23 protein-coding genes are annotated in these 20,389 nt (G+C 39.6%); 14 read left to right on the plus strand and 9 right to left on the minus strand.

Annotation, left to right across the window (positions count from 1 at the left end; all coding sequences use genetic code 11):
• Positions 1-121: 121 nt before the first annotated feature.
• From DET59_RS15685 to DET59_RS15715, 7 genes are all read left to right on the plus strand, one after another.
• On the plus strand, positions 122-934 hold the full coding sequence (locus DET59_RS15685) for an alpha/beta fold hydrolase (RefSeq protein WP_113970562.1): 813 nt from the start codon (positions 122-124) through the stop codon (positions 932-934).
• Positions 935-1,373: 439 nt separating this feature from the next.
• Positions 1,374-1,754, plus strand: coding sequence for a YwqH-like family protein (locus DET59_RS15690; RefSeq protein ID WP_181778192.1), 381 nt, complete (start codon positions 1,374-1,376; stop codon positions 1,752-1,754).
• Positions 1,747-2,025 (plus strand): DUF5344 family protein, encoded by a 279-nt coding sequence (locus DET59_RS15695; protein ID WP_113970564.1) that lies wholly within the window; start codon positions 1,747-1,749, stop codon positions 2,023-2,025. The genes DET59_RS15690 and DET59_RS15695 overlap by 8 nt, the downstream gene beginning before the upstream one ends.
• Before the next feature lie 13 nt (positions 2,026-2,038).
• Entirely contained in the window at positions 2,039-3,580 is a 1,542-nt protein-coding gene (locus tag DET59_RS15700; protein WP_181778193.1) for an LXG domain-containing protein, read from the plus strand.
• Between the two features lie 22 nt (positions 3,581-3,602).
• The gene (locus DET59_RS15705) at positions 3,603-3,947 is read left to right on the plus strand and encodes a hypothetical protein (RefSeq protein WP_113970566.1); all 345 of its coding nucleotides are present in this window, start codon (positions 3,603-3,605) and stop codon (positions 3,945-3,947) included.
• Positions 3,948-4,007: 60 nt separating this feature from the next.
• Positions 4,008-4,352: a hypothetical protein gene (locus tag DET59_RS15710; RefSeq protein ID WP_113970567.1), complete on the plus strand. Its 345-nt coding sequence runs from the start codon at positions 4,008-4,010 to the stop codon at positions 4,350-4,352.
• A 48-nt stretch (positions 4,353-4,400) separates the two neighbouring features.
• On the plus strand, positions 4,401-5,207 hold the full coding sequence (locus tag DET59_RS15715) for a hypothetical protein (protein WP_113970568.1): 807 nt from the start codon (positions 4,401-4,403) through the stop codon (positions 5,205-5,207).
• 731 nt (positions 5,208-5,938) lie between these two features.
• Here DET59_RS15715 and DET59_RS15725 read toward each other — a convergent pair.
• A complete protein-coding gene (locus DET59_RS15725) occupies positions 5,939-6,229 on the minus strand; it encodes a hypothetical protein (protein ID WP_113970570.1) in 291 nt (96 codons plus the stop codon).
• A 222-nt stretch (positions 6,230-6,451) separates the two neighbouring features.
• Here DET59_RS15725 and DET59_RS15730 point away from each other — a divergent pair, with 222 nt between their 5' ends.
• Both DET59_RS15730 and DET59_RS15735 read left to right on the plus strand, forming a co-directional pair.
• On the plus strand, positions 6,452-7,507 hold the full coding sequence (locus DET59_RS15730; protein ID WP_113970571.1) for a YeiH family protein: 1,056 nt from the start codon (positions 6,452-6,454) through the stop codon (positions 7,505-7,507).
• A 33-nt stretch (positions 7,508-7,540) separates the two neighbouring features.
• Positions 7,541-8,443 carry a selenium metabolism-associated LysR family transcriptional regulator gene (locus DET59_RS15735; RefSeq protein ID WP_113970572.1) on the plus strand — a complete coding sequence of 301 codons (903 nt, stop codon included), beginning with the start codon at positions 7,541-7,543 and terminating at the stop codon, positions 8,441-8,443.
• Positions 8,444-8,626: 183 nt separating this feature from the next.
• Here DET59_RS15735 and DET59_RS15740 read toward each other — a convergent pair whose 3' ends face one another.
• Together DET59_RS15740 and DET59_RS15745 are read right to left on the minus strand one after the other, a co-directional pair.
• Entirely contained in the window at positions 8,627-9,511 is an 885-nt protein-coding gene (locus DET59_RS15740; RefSeq protein WP_181778194.1) for an alpha/beta hydrolase, read from the minus strand.
• 124 nt (positions 9,512-9,635) lie between these two features.
• On the minus strand, positions 9,636-10,508 hold the full coding sequence (locus DET59_RS15745; protein ID WP_181778195.1) for a LysR family transcriptional regulator: 873 nt from the start codon (positions 10,506-10,508) through the stop codon (positions 9,636-9,638).
• 128 nt (positions 10,509-10,636) lie between these two features.
• On the opposite strand from DET59_RS15745, the gene cuyA reads away from it, so the two are divergent.
• Both cuyA and DET59_RS15755 read left to right on the plus strand, forming a co-directional pair.
• Complete coding sequence (cuyA, locus tag DET59_RS15750) at positions 10,637-11,632, plus strand: D-cysteate sulfo-lyase (protein ID WP_113970575.1); 996 nt, start codon at positions 10,637-10,639, stop codon at positions 11,630-11,632.
• Positions 11,633-11,708: 76 nt separating this feature from the next.
• Positions 11,709-13,130 (plus strand): Na+/H+ antiporter NhaC family protein, encoded by a 1,422-nt coding sequence (locus DET59_RS15755; protein ID WP_113970576.1) that lies wholly within the window; start codon positions 11,709-11,711, stop codon positions 13,128-13,130.
• A gap of 333 nt (positions 13,131-13,463) precedes the next feature.
• On the opposite strand, the gene DET59_RS15760 is transcribed toward DET59_RS15755, so the two are convergent.
• Positions 13,464-14,210 carry an SDR family NAD(P)-dependent oxidoreductase gene (locus tag DET59_RS15760; RefSeq protein WP_113970577.1) on the minus strand — a complete coding sequence of 249 codons (747 nt, stop codon included), beginning with the start codon at positions 14,208-14,210 and terminating at the stop codon, positions 13,464-13,466.
• 110 nt (positions 14,211-14,320) lie between these two features.
• Between DET59_RS15760 and DET59_RS15765 the strand changes: the two genes are divergently transcribed.
• Positions 14,321-15,217: a LysR family transcriptional regulator gene (locus tag DET59_RS15765; RefSeq protein WP_181778196.1), complete on the plus strand. Its 897-nt coding sequence runs from the start codon at positions 14,321-14,323 to the stop codon at positions 15,215-15,217.
• Between the two features lie 112 nt (positions 15,218-15,329).
• Here DET59_RS15765 and DET59_RS15770 read toward each other — a convergent pair whose 3' ends face one another.
• The 5 genes from DET59_RS15770 to DET59_RS21745 all read right to left on the minus strand — a co-directional run bounded on the left by DET59_RS15770 (position 15,330) and on the right by DET59_RS21745 (position 18,366).
• Entirely contained in the window at positions 15,330-16,163 is an 834-nt protein-coding gene (locus DET59_RS15770) for a hypothetical protein (RefSeq protein ID WP_113970579.1), read from the minus strand.
• 13 nt (positions 16,164-16,176) lie between these two features.
• Positions 16,177-16,890, minus strand: coding sequence for a TcaA NTF2-like domain-containing protein (locus tag DET59_RS15775; protein ID WP_142675599.1), 714 nt, complete (start codon positions 16,888-16,890; stop codon positions 16,177-16,179).
• Positions 16,891-17,077: 187 nt separating this feature from the next.
• Entirely contained in the window at positions 17,078-17,554 is a 477-nt protein-coding gene (locus DET59_RS15780; RefSeq protein WP_113970581.1) for a zinc ribbon domain-containing protein, read from the minus strand.
• Between the two features lie 289 nt (positions 17,555-17,843).
• Positions 17,844-17,984, minus strand: a complete 141-nt coding sequence (locus DET59_RS21740) for a hypothetical protein (protein ID WP_181778197.1) — start codon at positions 17,982-17,984, stop codon at positions 17,844-17,846.
• Positions 17,985-18,222: 238 nt separating this feature from the next.
• A complete protein-coding gene (locus DET59_RS21745) occupies positions 18,223-18,366 on the minus strand; it encodes a hypothetical protein (protein ID WP_181778198.1) in 144 nt (47 codons plus the stop codon).
• Between the two features lie 176 nt (positions 18,367-18,542).
• Between DET59_RS21745 and DET59_RS15785 the strand changes: the two genes are divergently transcribed.
• Complete coding sequence (locus tag DET59_RS15785; protein ID WP_113970582.1) at positions 18,543-19,415, plus strand: helix-turn-helix domain-containing protein; 873 nt, start codon at positions 18,543-18,545, stop codon at positions 19,413-19,415.
• 328 nt (positions 19,416-19,743) lie between these two features.
• Positions 19,744-20,367, plus strand: a complete 624-nt coding sequence (locus DET59_RS15790; RefSeq protein ID WP_113970583.1) for a hypothetical protein — start codon at positions 19,744-19,746, stop codon at positions 20,365-20,367.
• Positions 20,368-20,389 lie beyond the last annotated feature (22 nt).

Genomic DNA, 20,389 nt, shown 5'->3' on the forward strand with positions numbered 1-20,389 from the left:
TCTCTGTTACTTTTTAGGACAGAGTGCCTGTCCCCCTGTCCCTAAATAATTTCCGATATGAAATGACGTTATGACGAATATAATGTAGAAACAAACTGACAAACATTCAGGAGGAACAGCCATGAACACTTATATCGAAGTAGAACCAGGAATCGAATTATTCGTGCAGGATATCGGCAGTGGGGAGCCCATTGTATTTATTCCCGGTTTTACCTTTACGACTGAAGTCTTTTCCGAGCAGGTCAAGCATTTTTCAAAAACTCACCGTGTGATTGTAATGGATCCCAGAAGCCATGGACGATCGACCATGACACTTCACGGGAATGACTATGTCACACATGGAACGGATCTCGAAAAGGTATTGAAGCAATTAAAGGTCGAGAATGTAACGCTTGTCGGCTGGTCATTCGGATGCTTAACGGTTTGGGAATATATCCGTCAATTCGGTACGGATGGTATTAAATCCATTGTCTTAATTGATATGCCACCTAAATCTCTATCCATTCAGCAAGACGAGGATTGGGTGGAAGGCAAGCTTGATGACATGGCTGCGGCCTACACGAACTACCTTCGCAATCCAAAAGGACAGCGGGATTTCATCTCTGCTTATGCCACCGGAGTCATGATCCAACGGGAACTGAAGGAAGAAGAATTAGATTGGATCGTTTCCCAATCACTAAAGACACCTTACTACATTGCCGCCAATCTGTTTTCTTCGGGGCTTTTCTCGGATTATCGGGAGGAAGCGGCAGAGAGCAGTGAATCCGTACCGACCCTTTTTGTGGTCGCCGAGCACTGGGCGGAGGCCGCAACTTCATACCTGAGCAAGCTGGCTCCTAAAGCATCGGTGGAAGTATTGGGAGGGCATCTGATGTTTTGGGAGTATAGTGAGAAGTTTAATGAAATTGTTGAGGGGTTTTTAGAAGGGAATTAATAACACCGCATTTTTTATACTTCTTTTGTTCTGCAGAAGTCTAGAACAACAGATAAGACTGCCTTTTTCGCTGAGAAGGCAGTCTTTTCTTTGATTTTTCATTTATGACTTGATTGATTCACGATGCTTGATCAAAAAAATACCTCCAATAATCAAAATCAGTGTCCTATTATTATCTGAGGTTCTATGCCCGAAACAATGGCTCAAATCATCCTCCCTCCCCATGCTTATGTAAATGTAGAGTAAATGTCTCCATCTTTCTTTCGTAAAAAGGAGTTTATTTTACATTTTATGGGTAAATCAACTTTATAAACCTCCAAACAAAGGACAAAAGACTTAGAACAGCGTTGTAAATATGTGTTTATTTTCCTATTACCATCCATCTTTCCATTTGATACCATTTATACTGGAGAAACTACGACATTTTTTTATAAAGGGGATGAATCCACTGTCCTATCTATCATACTTGCAATCTCAACTCACTGAAAAAAAAGAGCAGATCAACCGCTTAGAATCCAGTATTCGAGAGTTAGAAAACATACAAAATGAGTTCGTTCACCACCGGAACTCCATAGAAGATCCTGAACTCTCCCCACATACATGGAAGGGTCAGTTAGCGAATGCTTTTAACGAAATTCGTAAAGATATTTCTTTGAGCTACAGGGACCTCTACCAACTACAATTAACGGAGTCCATCAATATCATTGAAAATAAAATAACGGCTCTCTATTCTGAAATTCAGGCGTTGCAATACAGTATCTCTCAAGAGATATCCAGAATCAATGAAGAAAAGAGGAAAGGGGAAAACGTCGGTGGGTGAAGAACTGAAAATACGCTACAGTGCTGTTGAACAAGCGGTTACAGATATTGATCATGCCTCAGAATCTCTTACGACAGAGATGCCGGTAAAAACTGCCGGAAGTAATCGGCTGGACGTCACGAAACGAATCAATGTACTGAACCACCAATTGTCGGAAATCAGCAAGATGTATAGAGAACTTCTGGCAGAGAATAATCAATCAGTCAAGCAATCATTAATCAGCATGGAGGAAGCAGATCGCGAATTATCCTCCTCCATCAAATTGCGTTAAGGAGCGATATATTGTGAAGATATTGGATTCACAGTCACTGCATAATGGCATTGATGAACTGACAAGCATGCTTTCTACTGAATTAGAGCAGATTGAAAAGCTTGAAAATGAGATTGCTGCCTTCACCCATCTCAACGATTCTTTTGAGGGGAAGGGTGGAGAATCTATTCGTTCTTTCTATCAGGACTTTCACCAAAAGATCCTCTCTGCCTATGCATTCACATTAAAAAATTACGAACGAATTCTTAACACCATCAAAAGTGCCGCTAAAGACTTAGAACCTGATCAAACAGGGTACATTGACCAGTCGTTTCTTTCTAATGACTTGAACAACGGTCTACGTAAAGGAGAAAACCTGGCAACCGAACTCGTCGTTGAAGCAAACTCAGCTATCAGCCGGGTGAGCGATATTGTCTATGCACCGCCCCTTCAAGACGATCGGTTTATGAGTTTACAAGTATTGGCTCATAAACAAATCGATCAAACTGTTGAAGATCTCTCTACTTTTGATTCTGTTCAGACAAAAGGACTTGATACGGTTGAACGTGATATTCAAATGTTAAGAAATTATCTACTCGAAGTAAACGGAATGTTTGAGAGTGGAAACTTGGAGATAGAAAAATACCAACCTTCCCAGTTGAATAAACTAAACTCTAATGAACAAATCAATTCATTTGTTATAAATAATCAACTAAATGATTTAGGAGAAAAAATTCTAAATCCCTTTGAATTAGTCAATAGTAAATTAAGTTTAGGCGATAATATTTTAGCTGGATATCAAACGCTCTCTATTTTCACTACTTCCATTCTTTCTCGTAATCTATCTATTAATTACTTAGGAAGTAAACCTACTCTTTGGGAAAAGGTAAGAGGGAAATATAAATTCAGCGTCAAAATGAATCCATCGTGGACTAGTAAAACCAAGCATAGTTCACCTCTTGCAAAAAAACTGATTAATTTCTCTAGGCAAGCCTCTCCATCCAATCCTTTGCTGGGAAACTTACAGAAGTTTGTTCAGTCATATGAAAGTCCTTCTCATTTATATAAGCATATAGCAGGTTTCCCTAAAAATTCTAACGTGCTAACGGGATCCGATCTCTCAAAAGGGACACTGGATAGAATGAAGACAGGCTCAAAAGAATTATTGAGTAAAGCCGCTAACGTAAAAGGTTTAACAACAATCAGTAAAAGAATTCCATTAGTAGCCAATGTTATTTCATTCGCTTCCAATTTTGGTGAATTTACAGATCCTGAAAACTCGGATAAGAGCACTTTCGAGAAAGGCGGCCGTTTCTTAGCAGGTTGGGGTACGGATGTAGCAGCAATCGGAATAGGGGCTAAAGTTGGGGCAACAATCGGGAGTATTGGTGGTCCAGTTGGTATTGTCGTTGGAGGGGCAGTTGGTGGATTAGTCGGTGGCCTAGCCAGCTCTAAGTATGGAGATAAAGTGAAAGATTTAGGCGGTAGCATTGGAAAATCCGCTGAGAAAGGTCTAGAGAATGTAAAAGAACTCTCTGGAAAAATTACCGGGTCTGTAGCCAGTTGGTTTAACTAATACAAACATAAAGGAGAAATAAATGCTGTTAACACTACCCACGATCATTGTATTCATCAAGTATTTATTGATTGCCATTTTACTTACACAACTTGGTTATGGTTTTTTGATTTTATTATTAGGAAAAACCATGGTGGATTTTTACACGATTTCCATTTATGAAAAACCTAATAATTCCTTCCAGAAAGCGACTAACTTTTTTCAAAAATCCACCATCGGATTTGGATATTTCATTTACACCAAGGTCTCAAAATTCAATTGGATAGTAAGTAAATTCTTATTACTTGTTTGTTTAATTATCCAGGCCATCTTATCTATATTGATCTATGAATTGATTTTTGGATTATTGAAGTGGTTATTTTTATAACTATTACAAGCCTTTAAAGACACTTGGTTTATCCTAATTGGATTAGAGAAAGGAAAACCTATGTACTTAACACTCTATAGTGCAGCTGATATTTTCTTATTAACATTCGGGATTATACTATCTACCCAGTTCGCATACGGATGTACCATATTCATCTTAGAAAAGACAATGTTGGGTTACTATGAAGTGGCTATCTACGATCCCCCTACTACAGTTTTCCAAAAAATTACGAATACATTCCAAAAGGGGATGTTTGGCTCTGGCTACTATATTTATACTAAAATCGGAAAATACAACTGGTTTGTACGAAAAGTACTATATTTAATTGCACTACTTGTTCAAGGTGTTCTCTCCATTATCATCTATTATATACTTGCCTGGTTAATAGACCTTATCATTTATTGAAAACATCCATTAACAAAATTAAATAACTACTAAATAAGGAGTGAGCCCATGAACCATATACTAACCTGCACATCTGAAGAACTTGCCTTAATGGTCAGCTTATCAGGCTACGACAGTGTAGCAAAGGGGATAGCAGAGGCAGCGATCGGGAATAAGACCGAACAGGAATGGATTGCCATCATGGAGGCGACGAGTAAACAACTGATTATGAAGCGCATCCTGGATGAAGAGCGGGACACAAGAGGAGAAAATCCTTTAAAGGAAGAAATGCTCCACTTCATCAAAAACTATGTAGAATCCAAGAGGATGATCCGTTGTTCCAATACACCCACTCAGTCTGTTCTGATGATCCATCACTACGAAAACGATGACTGGCTGATCCACCTTATTGAAAAGGATATCATCCATGAATTCTCCATCATTTCTTCAAATGAGATGGATCATTATATGAAAGAATACTATGGCATACAGAAGCTTCATACGAACGAGCATCGATCATTCATTCTCAGCGAGAAGAACTTCGACCGCTTAAGCAATCCGGACAAACTAAAAAAGGTCCGAAAAAGCTCAAACTTCACACCTGAAGAAGAAATGAGCTTTGACCTGTTTACAGAGGATTTAAAACGCTTTGAGTGGACATTATTCAATATATCCAACTTCGGAATTGTGTCACTGGAGGACGAAATGTATCTGGAGAATATCTTATTCTTCCTTCCATCCTCTCAAGGGATCTGGCTGAGCGAATACAGCGATGATACAGAGACGATCCATTTCCATTTAGCGGATGAGAAAGAATGGGAAGACATGTTGCGGAGCATCGGGGAGTTCGCCTCACACCTGGTTGAACAAGGTTGATCCTTCAAAAAAAAAGAGGCTGGGACAAAAGTGTTTTAGTCTAAGTAAAACCCGAACAAATCTGCTTCCTAGTTGGCAGATATGTTCGGGTTTATTATTTGTTTTCGGTACATTTGATTTTACCTGTTTCCAGCGGTTGATTGGAGTGCAAGACGAAGACTCCTGCGGGAAAAGTAGCTTATGTGAGACCCCGCAGGCTTGCCGAGGAGGCTCACGGGCTACCCGCGGAAAGCGTAGTCTTGCACGGAAATCATTAGCGGTATTAGGAACCTAAACTTCTATTGTTCGTCTTTATATCGTGGGATTTTAGTTTTGTCCCAGCCTCTTTTTTATATGGACGTGAGAGGACAAACCGCCCATACTCACCGTTCAGATTTATAAGCAATATACCCACCCCAAATGGCTAAACATATGGTCACGATAACCCAAAAACCGAACATTGAATTCACCTCAATTTCTTCTATTCAAGCGATTCTACCTATCTTATGGTATATTATACCTTACTATTTTTGATACGATAATAAGTGATAAGTCTGGTTTTTCAACGCATGAAACCTACATATCGACCAATATTTTTTAAAAAACCAGCCCTTCCCATAATTAGGTAAAAAGTAGAGTGAGACCCGTCCCCGCCGATTAACCAAAGTGAAAAAACACAACCACAATAGTACCCTAGTTGTGTCTTTTTGCGCGCAAAACTTCCGATAGACCCTTTTAACCGTCCCCATGATTCAAAAAACCATTTCCACTTGATAATCCCCAACTGATTGTTTCCATTCCTCCAGTTTCGTTTCCCCGGCCACTACTTCTTGAAGAAGCTGATTATCCTGATAGACCTGATATTCTGACACACCCGTTTGATCGTCAGCCCGTGACCATGACAGGGTCAGCTTACTTTCTTTCACATCTAGAGCTTCTATTATAGTATCTTCTGGCCATATCGGTGCTGTGGCATCAACGATCATGACTTCTGTCGGTTTACTCACATTGCCTGCTGTATCTTGTACAGATATGGCAACCACTGAATTTGCTACTTGTTTCTGAATTGCGATCTGGGTGGGGGTCTGACCCCAAAATTCACTTTTTCTTCTGTATGAAATCTTGATTTGACGCGGATTCTTAGCACTACAAGAGTCACCCCCCTACATTTATTCAAATATCTAATAGCACTTATTAGCATTTCAATTAAATGAATGCCCTTCATTCGTGTTAAGTTGAAAGAAAGTTGAAGAGGAGGCATTTGAATGGGATTACCAAAAGTTCGGGAAGAAGAGTTTGTCCATTATCAAAAAGAAAGCAAGGCTCTGGGTTACGGAAAGGGTGTCTTACTGACATTTGGGTTGGCGATGCTCGCTAGCCTCATTGCGAAACTCCCATTTTTTTCAATATTGGGGATCATGATTTTAGCCATTTTATTAGGGGTTCTTTGGGGGAATACCCTTTCCATTCCTACGGGTGCCGGGGCAGGAGTGAAATTCAGCAGTAAAGTACTTCTTCGGGCCGGAATTATCTTGCTGGGCTTCAGGCTCAACCTTCAGGAAATCATGGCAGCGGGGATGGCTGTATTCGTTGTGGATTTCATAGTGATTGCGTTTACAATGGTATTTATGATATTTTTAGGAAAAGCCTTTGGGATCAATAAGCAGCTGGCTTCATTGTTGGCAGCCGGGACAGCCATTTGCGGTGCTGCAGCCATTGTAGCGATTGCCCCCATTGTAAAAAGCAAGGAAGAGCATACGGCCATCGCCGTTTCATGCATAGCCGTGCTGGGAACGATCGGTGCCATCATATATATTATGCTGTTCCCTCTTCTCCCCATCAGCGAGCAGGAGTACGGCATGCTAGTCGGTGCGACTTTACATGAATTGGCCCACGTCATCGCGGCAGGTATTTCAGGCGGGGACTTGAGCGCCGATTCCGCCGTTTTAGTGAAATTGGGTCGTGTCCTTTTACTCATTCCCGTAGCTTTCGTCATCAGCTATCTTTTCAATAGAAAAAGCCATCGAGACCCTGCGAGAAAATCCCGTTTAAAGGATTTTCCTTTTCCGTGGTTCATTCTAGGCTTCTTATGTATGAGTCTAATAAATACATTCAGTACGGTCCCGAACCAGGCCCTCGACATCCTTTTATTGCTGAGCACTTATCTATTGGCAATGGGGATGGCTGGATTAGGACTGAATATCAAATGGGGAGATTTTGTGAAAGTGGGCCTGAAGCCTGTAGGCACAGCCGTCCTTGGCTTTCTTGGTCTATTAGCTTTGACTCCTCTGCTATTATTCATCTACCGCCTCCTGTCCTGAAACTATCAATAAGCGAAAGAAAGTGAAGATACTATGAACCTCGATTATTTAAAAGTATTTTATGTTGTAGCCAATAATAAAAGCTTTTCAAAAACAGCAACGGATCTTCACCTTTCACAATCGAGCGTGAGCATTCAGATTAAGCAACTGGAAGAACAATGGGGGTGTCAATTACTAGAACGGACAACAAAGAAGATTTCACTGACCCCTGCTGGCGAAATACTCTATAAGAAAGTGAACCAATTCTTTGCTTTGATGAATGAAACGAAGAACGAGCTGGAAGAATTGAAAGGTACAGTCCACGGAGATTTAAAGATAGGTGCAAGCTTGACCATCGGGGAACATATCCTCCCCGTTCTATTGGCCAATTTCCTAAAGGCCTATCCGAGGGTCAAGCCACAATTAAAAGTATATAATTCTGAACAAATAGTCGAAAAGCTTCTCAAACATGAAATCAACTTGGGTTTCATTGAATCCATGCTTTCATACCCAACACTGAAACAAGTCCCATTCTTACGGGATGAACTCATGATCATCACCTCACCTCAGCATCCACTTACACAGCATCAACACGTGTCCATTGAAGATTTCTTAACCCTCCCTTTCATCATCCGTGAGAAAGGATCCGGCACAAGGCAAGTAATGGAAGATACTCTTAGAAAAGGAGGGGTAGATGCTTCCAAACTCAACGTCATTCTGGAGCTCGAACACACCGAATCAATCAAGTCTTCGGTCGAAGCCGGAATGGGAATTTCCATCATATCCAAATCAGCCGTCCAAAAAGAACTGGAGCTCCAAACCTTGAAACAGTTAACAATCGAAGGAATCTCACTCTACCGGGATTTATACATGATCTATCATGAAGATGCACTACAGCATACGAGCAGAAAATTGCTTGAATTTATTCATTCAAGGGATGGGTTCCTTGTTCCATAAAAGGTAGAGAGTTCCTGGTATAGAACCCTACAAGGTTTGGCAAATCCAATCTTGTAGGGTTCTTTATATCAACGGTGCTTTGTTAAAGCCTCCTAGTGATCCCCAAATAATACCATGTTTTGTCAGAAGGATAGATACTAGATTTTAAAAAATTTGATATCTATTAATTGAATCGGTTTAATATTAAACTCCTAACTCAAACTGCCGTTTCATCCAATTCACAACCATTTCCGCCATCTCCTGTTCATTTCCTTCATAGTTGTGATTGGCACCTTCCATAACCATATATTCGAACTTTAGGCACGCTGTCGCTTTTCCCTGCATTAACGCTAAATCTTCACTCGGTGTGTGAATGTTTACTTCATTTACGTCTCCCATGAACGCAAGAATAGGGATTCGTAAGGTAGATAACACGGCAAAGGTGTCTGGATTTTCCAAGATAGGAAGATTATCTGCCTCACATCCTTCTAAGCAACGCTCCAAGTATGTTTGCGAGCTAATTTCAAACCATCCATCGTGAAGATGTGAGAGAAGCTTCGTTGGTTCACCGTTATTCACGTTCATTTTCGCTTCGTGAATCATGTCGTTTCGCTTAGGGTCATACCGTTTAGACAGCCCCACCAGATCAGGAGGGGATGCGAGGATTAAACCAGTAATAGCCGGGGCACTCTCTTCAGATAGATAGTGGATGGCTTTATTCGCACCTAAACTATGGCCCATGAGGATAATGGATTCATACCCCAATTCACGTACTTTACTCACCCATAAGTCAATGTCGTAGAGGCACTCGCTGAAGATTTCAAACCTGGCGCCAATCGTGCGATGGTTTCCATCTTTCGTCCTAATGTCATTCATGTGATTGTATCCACGGGTGTGGCCGTAAAAGAAACCATACCCTTTCTCCACTAAGTGTTGAGCTAAAACGTGAGCAAAGTAATTTTCGATCATATTCCCACTTGTACCGTGGATAAACAATACACACGTGTTGTGTCGAAATTCCTGCCAATGAACTCCTTGTAGACGTAACCCGTCTTTTGTCCAATCATACACAAATGATACGTTTGACACGGGCATCTTCCTCTCTTGTATGTGAATGGTGGTTTGACCCCAATATTACGGTGTTTCTAAAGGAGCTGGAGTTTGGGAATGTTGGCGAAGGAATGAGCCTTATAGCTTTAATCGCCTCTTAAACTTAAAACTTGAAGTCAATTGTATCAATAAACATTTCTAATATCTTAGTTGAAGGTCGGGACTTATTAATAACATAGTAAAACTTTCTCGTATCTTTATAATTCTCTAAAGGAAAAGATTTTATCGTACCCTTTTTTAATTCGCTTTGTACAGCCAATTTCGAAATATATGATACTCCCAGGCCTTTTCTTACGGCTTCTTTAATTATTTGGGTACTACCAAACTCTAAAATATTTTTAGGATTAATCCCCGTATTGTTAAACATATTATCCGTAACCTGCCTTGTCCCTGATCCATTCTCTCTGATTATCCACGTTTTATCAGAGAGATAACGGATATCAGCTTCATTATGATTTATAAAATTAGTTGGTACTATAACCACCATGTCATCCTCTGCAAACGGTGTGGTTTGAAGGAGGTCGTCTGTAACCTCCCGCTCGATGATGCCAATATCCAAGTCATTTTCTCTAACTTGATTTGCAATGCGGATGGAATTTTTAATAGTGATTTTAGGTCTTATTTTGGGGTGCTTGGTTATAAATTTTGAAATTAGATCAGGTAATAGGTATTCTCCGAATGTAAAACCTGATCCTATATTCAATGGACCACTAATACCTTCTTGTAATTCGTAAATTAACCTTTCCGTTAGGGTATATTGATTTATTATTTGCCGTGCATGAAAATAAAGAATTTCTCCTGGTTTTGTTAAACTAATTTGCTTGTTTGTTCTATTTAATAATTGGGCATTAAATTTTCTCTCCAATATTTTTAGGTTCTGACTTATTGCGGATTGAGTGATGAACAGTTTTTCGCCAGCACGAGTCAAATTTTTTTCTTCCACTACAGTGATAAAAATATTTAGCAAACGATCCATAAATAACAGACTCCCCCTTCTATAATTAGATTTTCTTATGATCATAGTAATTAAAATTAATTTCACTAATAACCATCTTAATGCTAATATTGAGAATATTCAAACAAAATTATTAGGAGGGTTAAAAGATGAATTTATCTAGTATACCTAGAAGGAAGTACAACTATGGACCAACACCAATTGAACGGTTGAATAACTTATCTGAATATTTAGATGGACCTGATGTTTATATAAAAAGAGATGATCTTCTTGGACTAACTGGAGGAGGTAACAAAACAAGAAAATTAGAATTTTTGGTTGCAGATGCATTAAAAAATAACGCCGATACCTTAATCACTTGTGGAGCGGTACAGTCCAACCATTGCCGGTTAACGTTATCGGCAGCAAAGAAAGAACAGTTAGATTGTCGGCTTGTGTTAGAGGAACGAGTATCTGATAGTTACAATTTAAACGCCAATGGCAATAACTTTCTTTTTAATTTGCTTGATGCGGGAGATATTACAGTAGTACCAGGTGGGTCAGATATGATGAAGGAAATGGAAAAAGTTGCAGACCAGGTCCGTTCAGAGGGTAAGTCCCCATATATTATTCCAGGAGGTGGTTCAAATGAGATAGGTGCTACTGGATATGTTGCCTGTGCACAAGAGATAATGACACAACTGTTCGAACATTCTTTAGATATTGATTACATTGTCACAACTAGTGGCAGCGCTGGCACTCATGCCGGACTTCTCGTGGGAATGGAAGGTAACAACAATCACATCCCGATTGTTGGCATCAGTGTTAATAAAGAAAAGAAAGTACAGGAAGAAAATGTTTATAATCTAGTCAAGAAAACATCAGATTATTTGAATGTACAAAATAGAATAGACAGAAAATCAGTAAACGTTTTTGATGATTATGTGGGTCCCGGTTACTCTTTGCCTACAGATCGTATGAAAGAAGCTATCAAGCTACTAGCACAGAAGGAAGGTATTCTATTAGATCCAGTGTATACAGGTAAAACAATGGCTGGATTCATTGATCTGACACGTCAAGGTTATTTTAAAAAAGGGGATAAAATTTTATTTATTCATACTGGTGGTTCTCCAGCTCTTTATGATTATACTTCTCTATTTCAATAGTAGGGTTCACTTTAAATTTGTATATGAGGCTAAATAGATTTCATGTTAATAAAGGAGACATTAAGGGGGGAAAGTAATGAATCCAGAAAGTAAAAAGCTAGAAATGTATGGTGGTACTTTTGGAGGGATATTACCTTTACTGGTTTTTCTCACTTTTTTAATTGTACTGTCTGTATTTGAGCGAGGAGGTACCCAAGCATTTTGGGCTGGAGGCTGGATAGCTATAGTAATCGGTTTGTTCTTAGCTAAAAACAAGCTTTCGTATAGTGAAACAATCATGAAAGGTATTGGTGACAAGAATGGTATAGTTATCATCACTGCATGGATTTTTGCAGGTGTCTTCGGAAAACTAATGCAGGCAGGAGGTTTAGTTGATGGCCTGATATGGTTTGGCCTGGAAGTGGGAGCACAGGGAGCGGTTTATACGGCACTCGCCTTTGTAACCGCTGCAATTTTTGCCACGGGTGTAGGTACCAGCACAGGTACAGTCATCGCCTTAACGCCTGTATTATATCCAGCGGGTATCTTTATGGGTGCTGATCCAGCTATGCTTGCAGTCGCTATTTTGGCTGGGGGGGCATTTGGTGATAATTTGTCCCCAGTCTCAGATACAACAATTGTTTCCTCCTATACCCAAGGTGCCACCATGCGTGAAGTTATTTTAACTCGTCTTCCACTCGTAGTCGCTGCAGGAATCATTACGATTATCGTATTATTGTTAACTGGTGGAGGAAGTGAAGTCAGAGAGCTGGCAGACATTGACCAAAATGTAAATGCTTCCGGACTGTTGATGTTGTTAAGTTTAATTATTGTAGTAAGTGCAGCATTATTCAATAGGCATATTATAGAGGCATTAATTTATGGTAATATTACGGCAGTAATCATTGGGGTGATTATAGGTAATATACAACTAACAAATTTATTCCATATCCCTTCTGAGAGAGGACAATCTACAGGCTTAATTGAGGATGGGATACTGGGAGTAACTGGAGCAATCATGTTTGTTTTGCTTGTTTTGGCCATAACACAGGTTTTAATCGAAAGTGGAGCCATGTCAAAACTTTTAAAATTAATACAAAAATCAGTAGCCAAAACTGTAAGAAAAGCAGAGGCTGCCATAATACTTGTAACTTTGATAGTTTCAATACCGATTGCGAATAACGCACCCGCATTAATGGTAATTGGACCTAGTTTCGTAAAACCACTTGGGGAAAAATTTCGTTTGGCACCATCAAGAAGAGCCAATTTAATGGATTGTGCCGTAAATACAATTTTCTTTATTTTACCCTGGCATGTAGCTGTAATCGTATGGCACAGTACCTTAGCTACAACAGCAGAGACATATAACATACCGCTTCCCTCAATATTAGTTGCGGCATTTAATCCGTATACTTGGGGCTTATTGCTAGTATTAGTTTTTTCAGTAATTACCGGTTGGCGTCGGACATTTTCTGAGCAAAGCCAAGAGGAAGAGAGCATCAAAAAGGCAGCATTATAAATCAAAAAGTATTCTTAGCTGCATTAAATAATTCACTCTGCTAAGCTTCTAATTTATCACCCTGGATGTTTCTATCAAAAACTTAATTTTGTAGAAACATCCAGGGTGATCTATAATAGCTAAGGCCGCTGTAAAAGTCAATTATACCCATGATTTCTTGCTGCCACTAACTATATCACCTGGTATAGTAAACTCTAAAAATGACCTCTACATTGCCAGTCCCTACTACCGATTGGGTGGGGATCAGCCCCCCAACACTATACACCACTTTATCACATTAACGCTGGACACTTTAGCTGAGTGGGGGTCAGACCCCACCATAACGCCACCATATCATTTAAAGGAAGCATATCCCTCATCAGCCATTACTACACTACCGTTGATGGCGCCGGCTTCTTCCAGTGAGAGCAGGTAGACGGCGTTTGCCAGTTGCTCAGGCTGGGTGAGTTTGTTGCCCATGACTTTGGCTTTCATGGAATCGATGATGCCGTGGTCCCTATAGCTTTGGATAATTGGCGTATCCACTACACCAGGCGCAATGCCGACTACCCTGATTCCGTATGGGGCCAGTTCGAGGGCCGCTGATTTGGTCATCATGTTCACGGCTCCCTTTGTGGCGTGATAGGCAAATGCCCCCGGAGATGCAAGGACGCCATATACGGAAGTGGTATTGATGATAACCCCTTTGATATCCAGTTCTTTCATCTTATTAGCCGCTGCGATGATACCGTATGTGACACCGTGCTGGTTGATGTTTATGACTTTATGGTAGGTATCAAGATCCATATCAGGAACAGGTGTTGACGCCCCGATACCTGCATTATTGAACATAATATCGATTCGTCCGTATTCTTCAACGGCTTTCTCGATCAATAGGGTGACATCCTCATAGTTGGAAACGTCCGTTTTAACGAAGATCGCTTCCCCGTTAGTTGAACGGATCATCTCCACGGTTTCGTTTCCGGCTGCCTCATTGAAATCTGCAACAACAACCCTGTCTCCTTTTCTGGCAAAAGTAAGGCAGGTTTCCCTTCCGATTCCGCTTGCTCCACCTGTAATAACGGCTACTCTTTTTGTCATGTCGATTTCCTCCTTGTTTCTAGCATGATTTTATTTTATCATTCAAATAACTTCAATATAATTTATTAAAAATGACGTATAGTTAAGTTTTGCTTAAGGAGGGACCCGTTTTGAATATCGAGCAATTGGAGCATGTTACTGAAGCGGCAAAAGCAGGCTCGCTTACGAAGGCGGCCGATCATTTGCATGTCAGTCTATCAGCCATCAGCCAGTCAATAAGCAAGTTGGAAAAAGAACTGGGGATCCAGCTATTCATCCGCAAACGTCAAGGTACTGCTTTAACGGCAGAAGGAATGAAAATAATCGAGAAAGCGGAAAAGGTTCTGGCTGCCATCGGGGACCTGAGGGAAGAAGCCAATCGGCGCTCGGATACGCTCGCAGGTAATTTAAAGATCGGAATGATTCCCGGCCCCATTAACCTTCTGATTGATATGGTTTCAGCCTATAAAACCGATTATCCGAACGTGAAAGTGGAAATCCATGAAATAGGTCCAGTGAAAATCGTCGAAGGCATTCAGAGCAACGATCTCGATATCGGGCTGATTTTAACTTCCCATACGTTCGCGGTTCAAAACCACGAACTGATCGCTGAGAAGCTTTTGGTGGGAAGAATGGTTGCGGGTGTTTCTAAACAATCCCCGTTGGCGCTACTTGACCGGATCTCTCCGGAGCAGCTCATGAAGGAAACGCTTGTCCTTTATAACGATGACTATATCAAAAGGTTCGCGCACGATACCTTATCCCCTTATGGTCCGATTGATACCCTCTTTACCACGAATAACACCGAAGCTATTAAGCGGGCCGTCGAAAGCGGGGTGGCCGTTACACTCGGTATGGATTATTCTTTCCGGAGCCGCTCCCCTTATCAAAACCATACGGTCATTCCGATCAATATCGTAGGGAACGAAAAGGAGCCCCTCAACCTTGAAATGATCAGGAGAAAAGACAAAGTCCCTTCGCGGAAGGTAAAAGAATTCATAAAAAGAATTCACAGGGAACTTAAATAGCGGGTCGGAGGGACAGGTCTTATCCCAAACCAAAATAAAGACGAAGGGAACTCCCCCTCGCCTCTTACATTACATATTTGGGACAGGGTGCCTGTCCCCATGTCCAATTAAATTAAAAGCCCATATTCAATAATGAGTCGATTTCATTGATGAAATCCATTACGCTTATGCGTATAATTAAATAGGTGATAAACACTGAAATAGCCGAAGCTCCAAGAGCCCAGTAAATTCTGTTAAGTGATTTTCCACTCTTCATCGCTCTGTCATACACCACGATGGCTGGCATGACGACAATGGTATAGAACAGGGATATCCCTGTCAGGATGAGAGTCAGTTGGATGGATCCCATTAGACCAAAGACAATTGCCACTACATTTAAAGCAGCAAAAGGGACAAGAACACCTCCGAATTGAGCAAGTAATTCTTTAATCGTGAATCCTTCAAGCATGAATTTTGCTGCAACGAATACACTGATTAGTGCTCCAACGATGAAAAGCAGGGCGAATAAAGATAATGTTGAAGTAATGTTGAAAAACGGAAGAGATTGTCCTCCCATTCCACCTTCTGAGAGTAAACTGCCTAACCCTCCAAACATGGCTTTATAGTATTTATTGGCCAGAAAGTAAATACTGAGCGAGGAAGCAATAACCATGATGGCGATGGTAATGATTCCATTAAGAAATTGACTTTCCCCATTCTTTAGCGCATCAGCTGGTTTTTTTAGTATTTGTAAAGCATAATTCCAGTACTTTGACACACTTTCCTTCGCCTTCACTACATTCTCATTTACGTTCACCGGCTCTGGGGCAACTGTCTGTGAAGCCGCAGCCACTTCTGTATAAGCAGATGGCAGAGGATGATTGCCAGTCTCCGTTAAACCAGCTCCACACTTCCCGCAGAACTTTCCTGAATCCTGTTCATTTAAACAACTCGAGCATTTCATCATATCTTTCCCTCCATTAAATCTCGTTTCGTTCTGTTTCATTGATATCAATTTTCTCTATCTTATAAGATGAACCTTCTTTAATAATGGTATATATTTTTTCACGATCATATGTGGTCTGCTCTTTTAAATGATTCGTAAAAATAAACTTCTCAAATGTGGTAATTTCGAATGTCCCCTCTTCGGTCTCTTGAGTATTCATAATTGTATTCTCTTTGAAATTATAGGAATAATCCTTATCTTGCAGATCTCCTATATACTCAATCAACTCTTCCTCTGCTAAACTTCCAGAAAGCAAGTATGAGGCGATCAACGAATAATCGCGCGTATTTAAAGCCTGTTCATATGATTCTCTGAAATCCAGGATATACTGATTGACATCTTCGTTTGATAAAGAAGACTCCGCCACTAGCTCCGTGGATAAATTCGCTTCGTTTTCTTCAAAAATAAATGACAGACTTCCCCATGATCCTTGGTCTTGGGTGACCTGCTCACTTTTTATTGCCTTTCCATCAGGTTGCGACAATTCAGCGAACAAAGTCACTTCCTTATCTTCCGGAAATGGCCCCAGGTATTCCAGTTCTTGTAACGTCTTTTTCGTGCTTTTTCCATTTACAAACAAGACTGCTTCGGGAAAATCGGTATCAATCGCATAGGTATTTCCATTGAATTTCAAAGTATAATCAGACTGCCCACTTTTAGTCGGTTTTACTTGAATATCTTCTTTCAAGGAAAATTCCCCGAAGAGATTAGAAGCTTCGGCTTTTACAGTATATGTACCAGGATACGCTTTACTCACCTCAACAGGTTCACTGCTGTCCTTTACACTCACTGTTTTAGTATCAACCTTAAACGTAGCGGGCTCCATATTGGTAGTAATGACGATTTGATTGGGGACCGCTTCAATATCAAATGTCTCATAAAAGGCCTAAGATTGAATGCCTCTCCACTTTGAATACGTCATGACCGCGTTGATCCTTTACAAAAGCATCAAATTTCAAATCACTATTTGTAATGGAAACTAATTGTTCCCTCATATCTTCCCAATCCAATGTCTTTATATAAGAAAAATACTGTTTCTCATCTAATAATGAATCTTTGTCAAACGTTATGTACTCAAGGAAACCTTCCTCACTATTACCCGACATGGCACTGTCCATTGATTGAATATTTTTCATAGGATCATAAATAGATGATAGAATCATATGAGTGCTAATCAGACCTACAACTAAAATACCAGCAATGACCATAGATACCTTCTTCTTCTTATTCATTGGACTCTTTGGAATCTTTTGAGTTGAATCCTCTTTAATCACCTCTCTCTTAGCTCCACAACCTTCACAAAAAGCCGGATTATTTTTTAGTGCTTTTCCACATTCTGTACAGTAACTCAAGCTTCATCCTCCCTCTCAAACAATTAAACTCACTTTCACCTGACAGCAGAACCCAGTTAATTTGGGAGGAGAAAGTCTCTTTCTGATTGGAAAAATAGGTATATAAACCTATATAATATAGTTATTAATACCCAAAATCGAGGTATAAAATGGTATCATAGATATTTCAGCCTCAAATGTAAACCCTAAAAAGGCAATAAGCATTAAAGAAATAAAAAACACTCTTTCTACTATAAAAGTAGAAAGAGTGCTTCTGATCGTTTTCACACTATCTCTTAAACCTATTGACTTAAGCCCCTGCTTTCACTGTTTCTTTCCATGTTCCGTTCTCATCTTGCCACTTGATGATCATCGTTCCACCTTGACCACTCATGTAGAATGTTTGACTTGGATTTGCAAGTACTTCACCTGAAGTCCCTCCCCCAGCCATTCTGTATTCAACATAAACTTTGAAGTTGTTGCTGTTCGTTATTCTCCATACCCTGTCTCCTTCTTTTATATCAAGGTCAGGGTGTGGACTTCCCTTTGGCAGAGGTGGGACAATTTGATGTCATAAATGGACCAAAAAGATGGAAACGGTGAAACAATCGTATGGCTGTGTCAGATAGAAAGTAAAATTTCCATATTAATGCAAAAAGGCAAATCGGATCCGTCCCCATTTAAACCTATTAATAATTTTGTCCACTTTCAATTACAATAGGTTTTGTCCCATAGGCAGGAGGTAAGTCTTTGTCACCAGCTGGATTCACAATATGTCCGGTTAATAAGGTTATAAATACTACAGCAAATAGTACGTTCTTCATTTTTTTCACATAAACTCTCTCCCCTCAATCTTTATAAGTATATTTTACTATATCTCTCGAAATAGTTTTTTACCTGTTTTTAGCTGAATTTAGATTTTTCTTCACAAAATTCTGTTTCTTTTGGTCTAATTCATTCTATAATATAAATATCTTTATTAATTCGGGAGGGGATTGGGATAGAGAGCATGATTATGACTATTGGCCAAAGCTTAAGAGACCTTAGAACCTACCAAAAGATTTCACAAAAAAAGTTAGCAAAAGGCATATGCACTCAAGCGTATATTAGTATGATTGAAAAAGGAGTAATTGTCCCGTCCGCTCATATCCTATACTCTCTTGCAATTCGGCTAGGAGTATCGATAAATTATTTTTTGGACACACCGGATAGTACCGTCCATGAATACCAGGTAGAGTTTATTAACCAGGCTCGAGCGGCTGCGAAGAGCAATGACTACGGGGTTCTTAGGAAATTAATACATGAACAGCGGTCTAGTCCTTTATTTAAGACCACTAAAATGAAAAAATTCACGGAATATCATTTAGGAGTTTGCCAATATCATCTTGACTCTGATTTACATGGGGCGATGAAAACTCTTAAAGACACATTAAGCGATAATAATGAACATTATTTCCAAGAAGATGTGGAAACTCTTATTGCTATGGCGAATATACTTACTGAAGAAAATTTACTAGACGAGGCAGAGCGATATTACCACAAAGCTTTATACCTATTAGAAAGCAGACCATCTTGTAATGATTACTCTTTAAGGCTTAAATTTTATTACAATTATCAAAGATTTCTTAAGAACCAGGAGAAATATGATCAAGTGGTTGAAATTGCGAGTAAAGGAATTAAGATCTGTGTCCAGAACGATACACTTTACTTACGTGGGGAATTCTATTATTACAAAGGTATTTCTTTTATCCGGTTAAACCGCGTTACTGAAGGCATAGAAGCGTTACAAAAAGCCATACTAATCTTCTCATTATCAGGGAAAGAGCATTTTATAGAGGCTGCTCAAAGTACCATTGACAATGCTCTATTTAGCCAAACCTAACTTTTGAAAAAGGATTAAGAGAACCACTCTTAATCCTTTTTCTATTTACTTATCCACGTTTGCAACGATTACCTAGTTTTTGGTAAATGTCTTCAATACCAAAGACTGTTAGAAAAGGTGAATGTTCGGAATATTTTTTTACATAAGTATCTTTATATTATTTGCTTAAAACTCGTGAATATAGAATCTTTTATTGACTATTACGAATGAAATAACTGGAAACGGAGTAATCGCCAGAATTTTTTGTATTATACAATATATATAACTAAAGGAAAGGAGGAAAGTTTTAAGAAACATCAAATAATTATATAGAAAAGAGGAGAATCAAGTGAGAAAAATACTTAAGATGTTGGGTACGGTTTTTTTTATTGCAATGCTATTTACAGGTAATGCCGCTTTTGCAAGTTCGGGATCAAGTGTAGAAACTGATGTAATTGATGGGCAATCAGTTGAACTTGGTGAACAAGTAAAGGTGACAGCAACTGAAGCGCAGGAAAAAGTTTCAATCGATAAGGCAATAGGTCCCGATGCAGCTGTAGAGCCGGATTGTATCGCATGTGTAAATTTCTCAAGACATGCAACGAAGATCTCAAGCTATGGTGAAGTTTATAAATTCGTAAAATATCTAACCAGTACTTGGCAAGGTGCAGATAACTACAGATGGAGTTCAACGACAACTACTTCTCTAACCGTATCAGGTAGTGCTGATGCTACAATAAAAGATACAATTAAGGTACAACTTGGACTTTCTGGTTCATATTCAAAAAGCTATTCTGTAACCATTTCTATTCCAGCGGATCCTTCTAGAGACAACAGATTAGCTTTATACGGAGATTTCAATAAGTACTATGTTAAGTATCAAGAGAAAATGGGTGGTGCAGTAGTTCATACTAGCTATCATTACGCTTATGAACCAACTAGGGACCAGTACCTGCGTGTAGTATACAGATAAACAATTATTGGAGGCAGATAAC

Source organism: Rossellomorea aquimaris (assembly GCF_003315075.1).
GTDB classification, from domain to species: Bacteria; Bacillota; Bacilli; order Bacillales; family Bacillaceae_B; genus Rossellomorea; species Rossellomorea aquimaris_C.

Bases quoted from the DNA above. Each gene is read 5' to 3' on its own strand.
- DET59_RS15690 (WP_181778192.1), top strand. From the start codon at position 1,374: ATGAATCCACTGTCCTATCTATCATACTTGCAATCTCAACTCACTGAA.
- DET59_RS15715 (WP_113970568.1), top strand. From the start codon at position 4,401: ATGAACCATATACTAACCTGCACATCTGAAGAACTTGCCTTAATGGTC.
- DET59_RS15745 (WP_181778195.1), bottom strand. From the start codon at position 10,508: ATGGATCGTTTGCTAAATATTTTTATCACTGTAGTGGAAGAAAAAAAT.
- DET59_RS15785 (WP_113970582.1), top strand. From the start codon at position 18,543: ATGATTATGACTATTGGCCAAAGCTTAAGAGACCTTAGAACCTACCAA.
- DET59_RS15760 (WP_113970577.1), bottom strand. From the start codon at position 14,210: ATGACAAAAAGAGTAGCCGTTATTACAGGTGGAGCAAGCGGAATCGGA.
- DET59_RS15735 (WP_113970572.1), top strand. From the start codon at position 7,541: ATGAACCTCGATTATTTAAAAGTATTTTATGTTGTAGCCAATAATAAA.
- DET59_RS21740 (WP_181778197.1), bottom strand. From the start codon at position 17,984: ATGGCTGGGGGAGGGACTTCAGGTGAAGTACTTGCAAATCCAAGTCAA.
- cuyA (WP_113970575.1), top strand. From the start codon at position 10,637: ATGAATTTATCTAGTATACCTAGAAGGAAGTACAACTATGGACCAACA.
- DET59_RS15730 (WP_113970571.1), top strand. From the start codon at position 6,452: ATGGGATTACCAAAAGTTCGGGAAGAAGAGTTTGTCCATTATCAAAAA.
- DET59_RS15755 (WP_113970576.1), top strand. From the start codon at position 11,709: ATGAATCCAGAAAGTAAAAAGCTAGAAATGTATGGTGGTACTTTTGGA.
- DET59_RS15705 (WP_113970566.1), top strand. From the start codon at position 3,603: ATGCTGTTAACACTACCCACGATCATTGTATTCATCAAGTATTTATTG.
- DET59_RS15770 (WP_113970579.1), bottom strand. From the start codon at position 16,163: ATGATGAAATGCTCGAGTTGTTTAAATGAACAGGATTCAGGAAAGTTC.
- DET59_RS15710 (WP_113970567.1), top strand. From the start codon at position 4,008: ATGTACTTAACACTCTATAGTGCAGCTGATATTTTCTTATTAACATTC.
- DET59_RS15685 (WP_113970562.1), top strand. From the start codon at position 122: ATGAACACTTATATCGAAGTAGAACCAGGAATCGAATTATTCGTGCAG.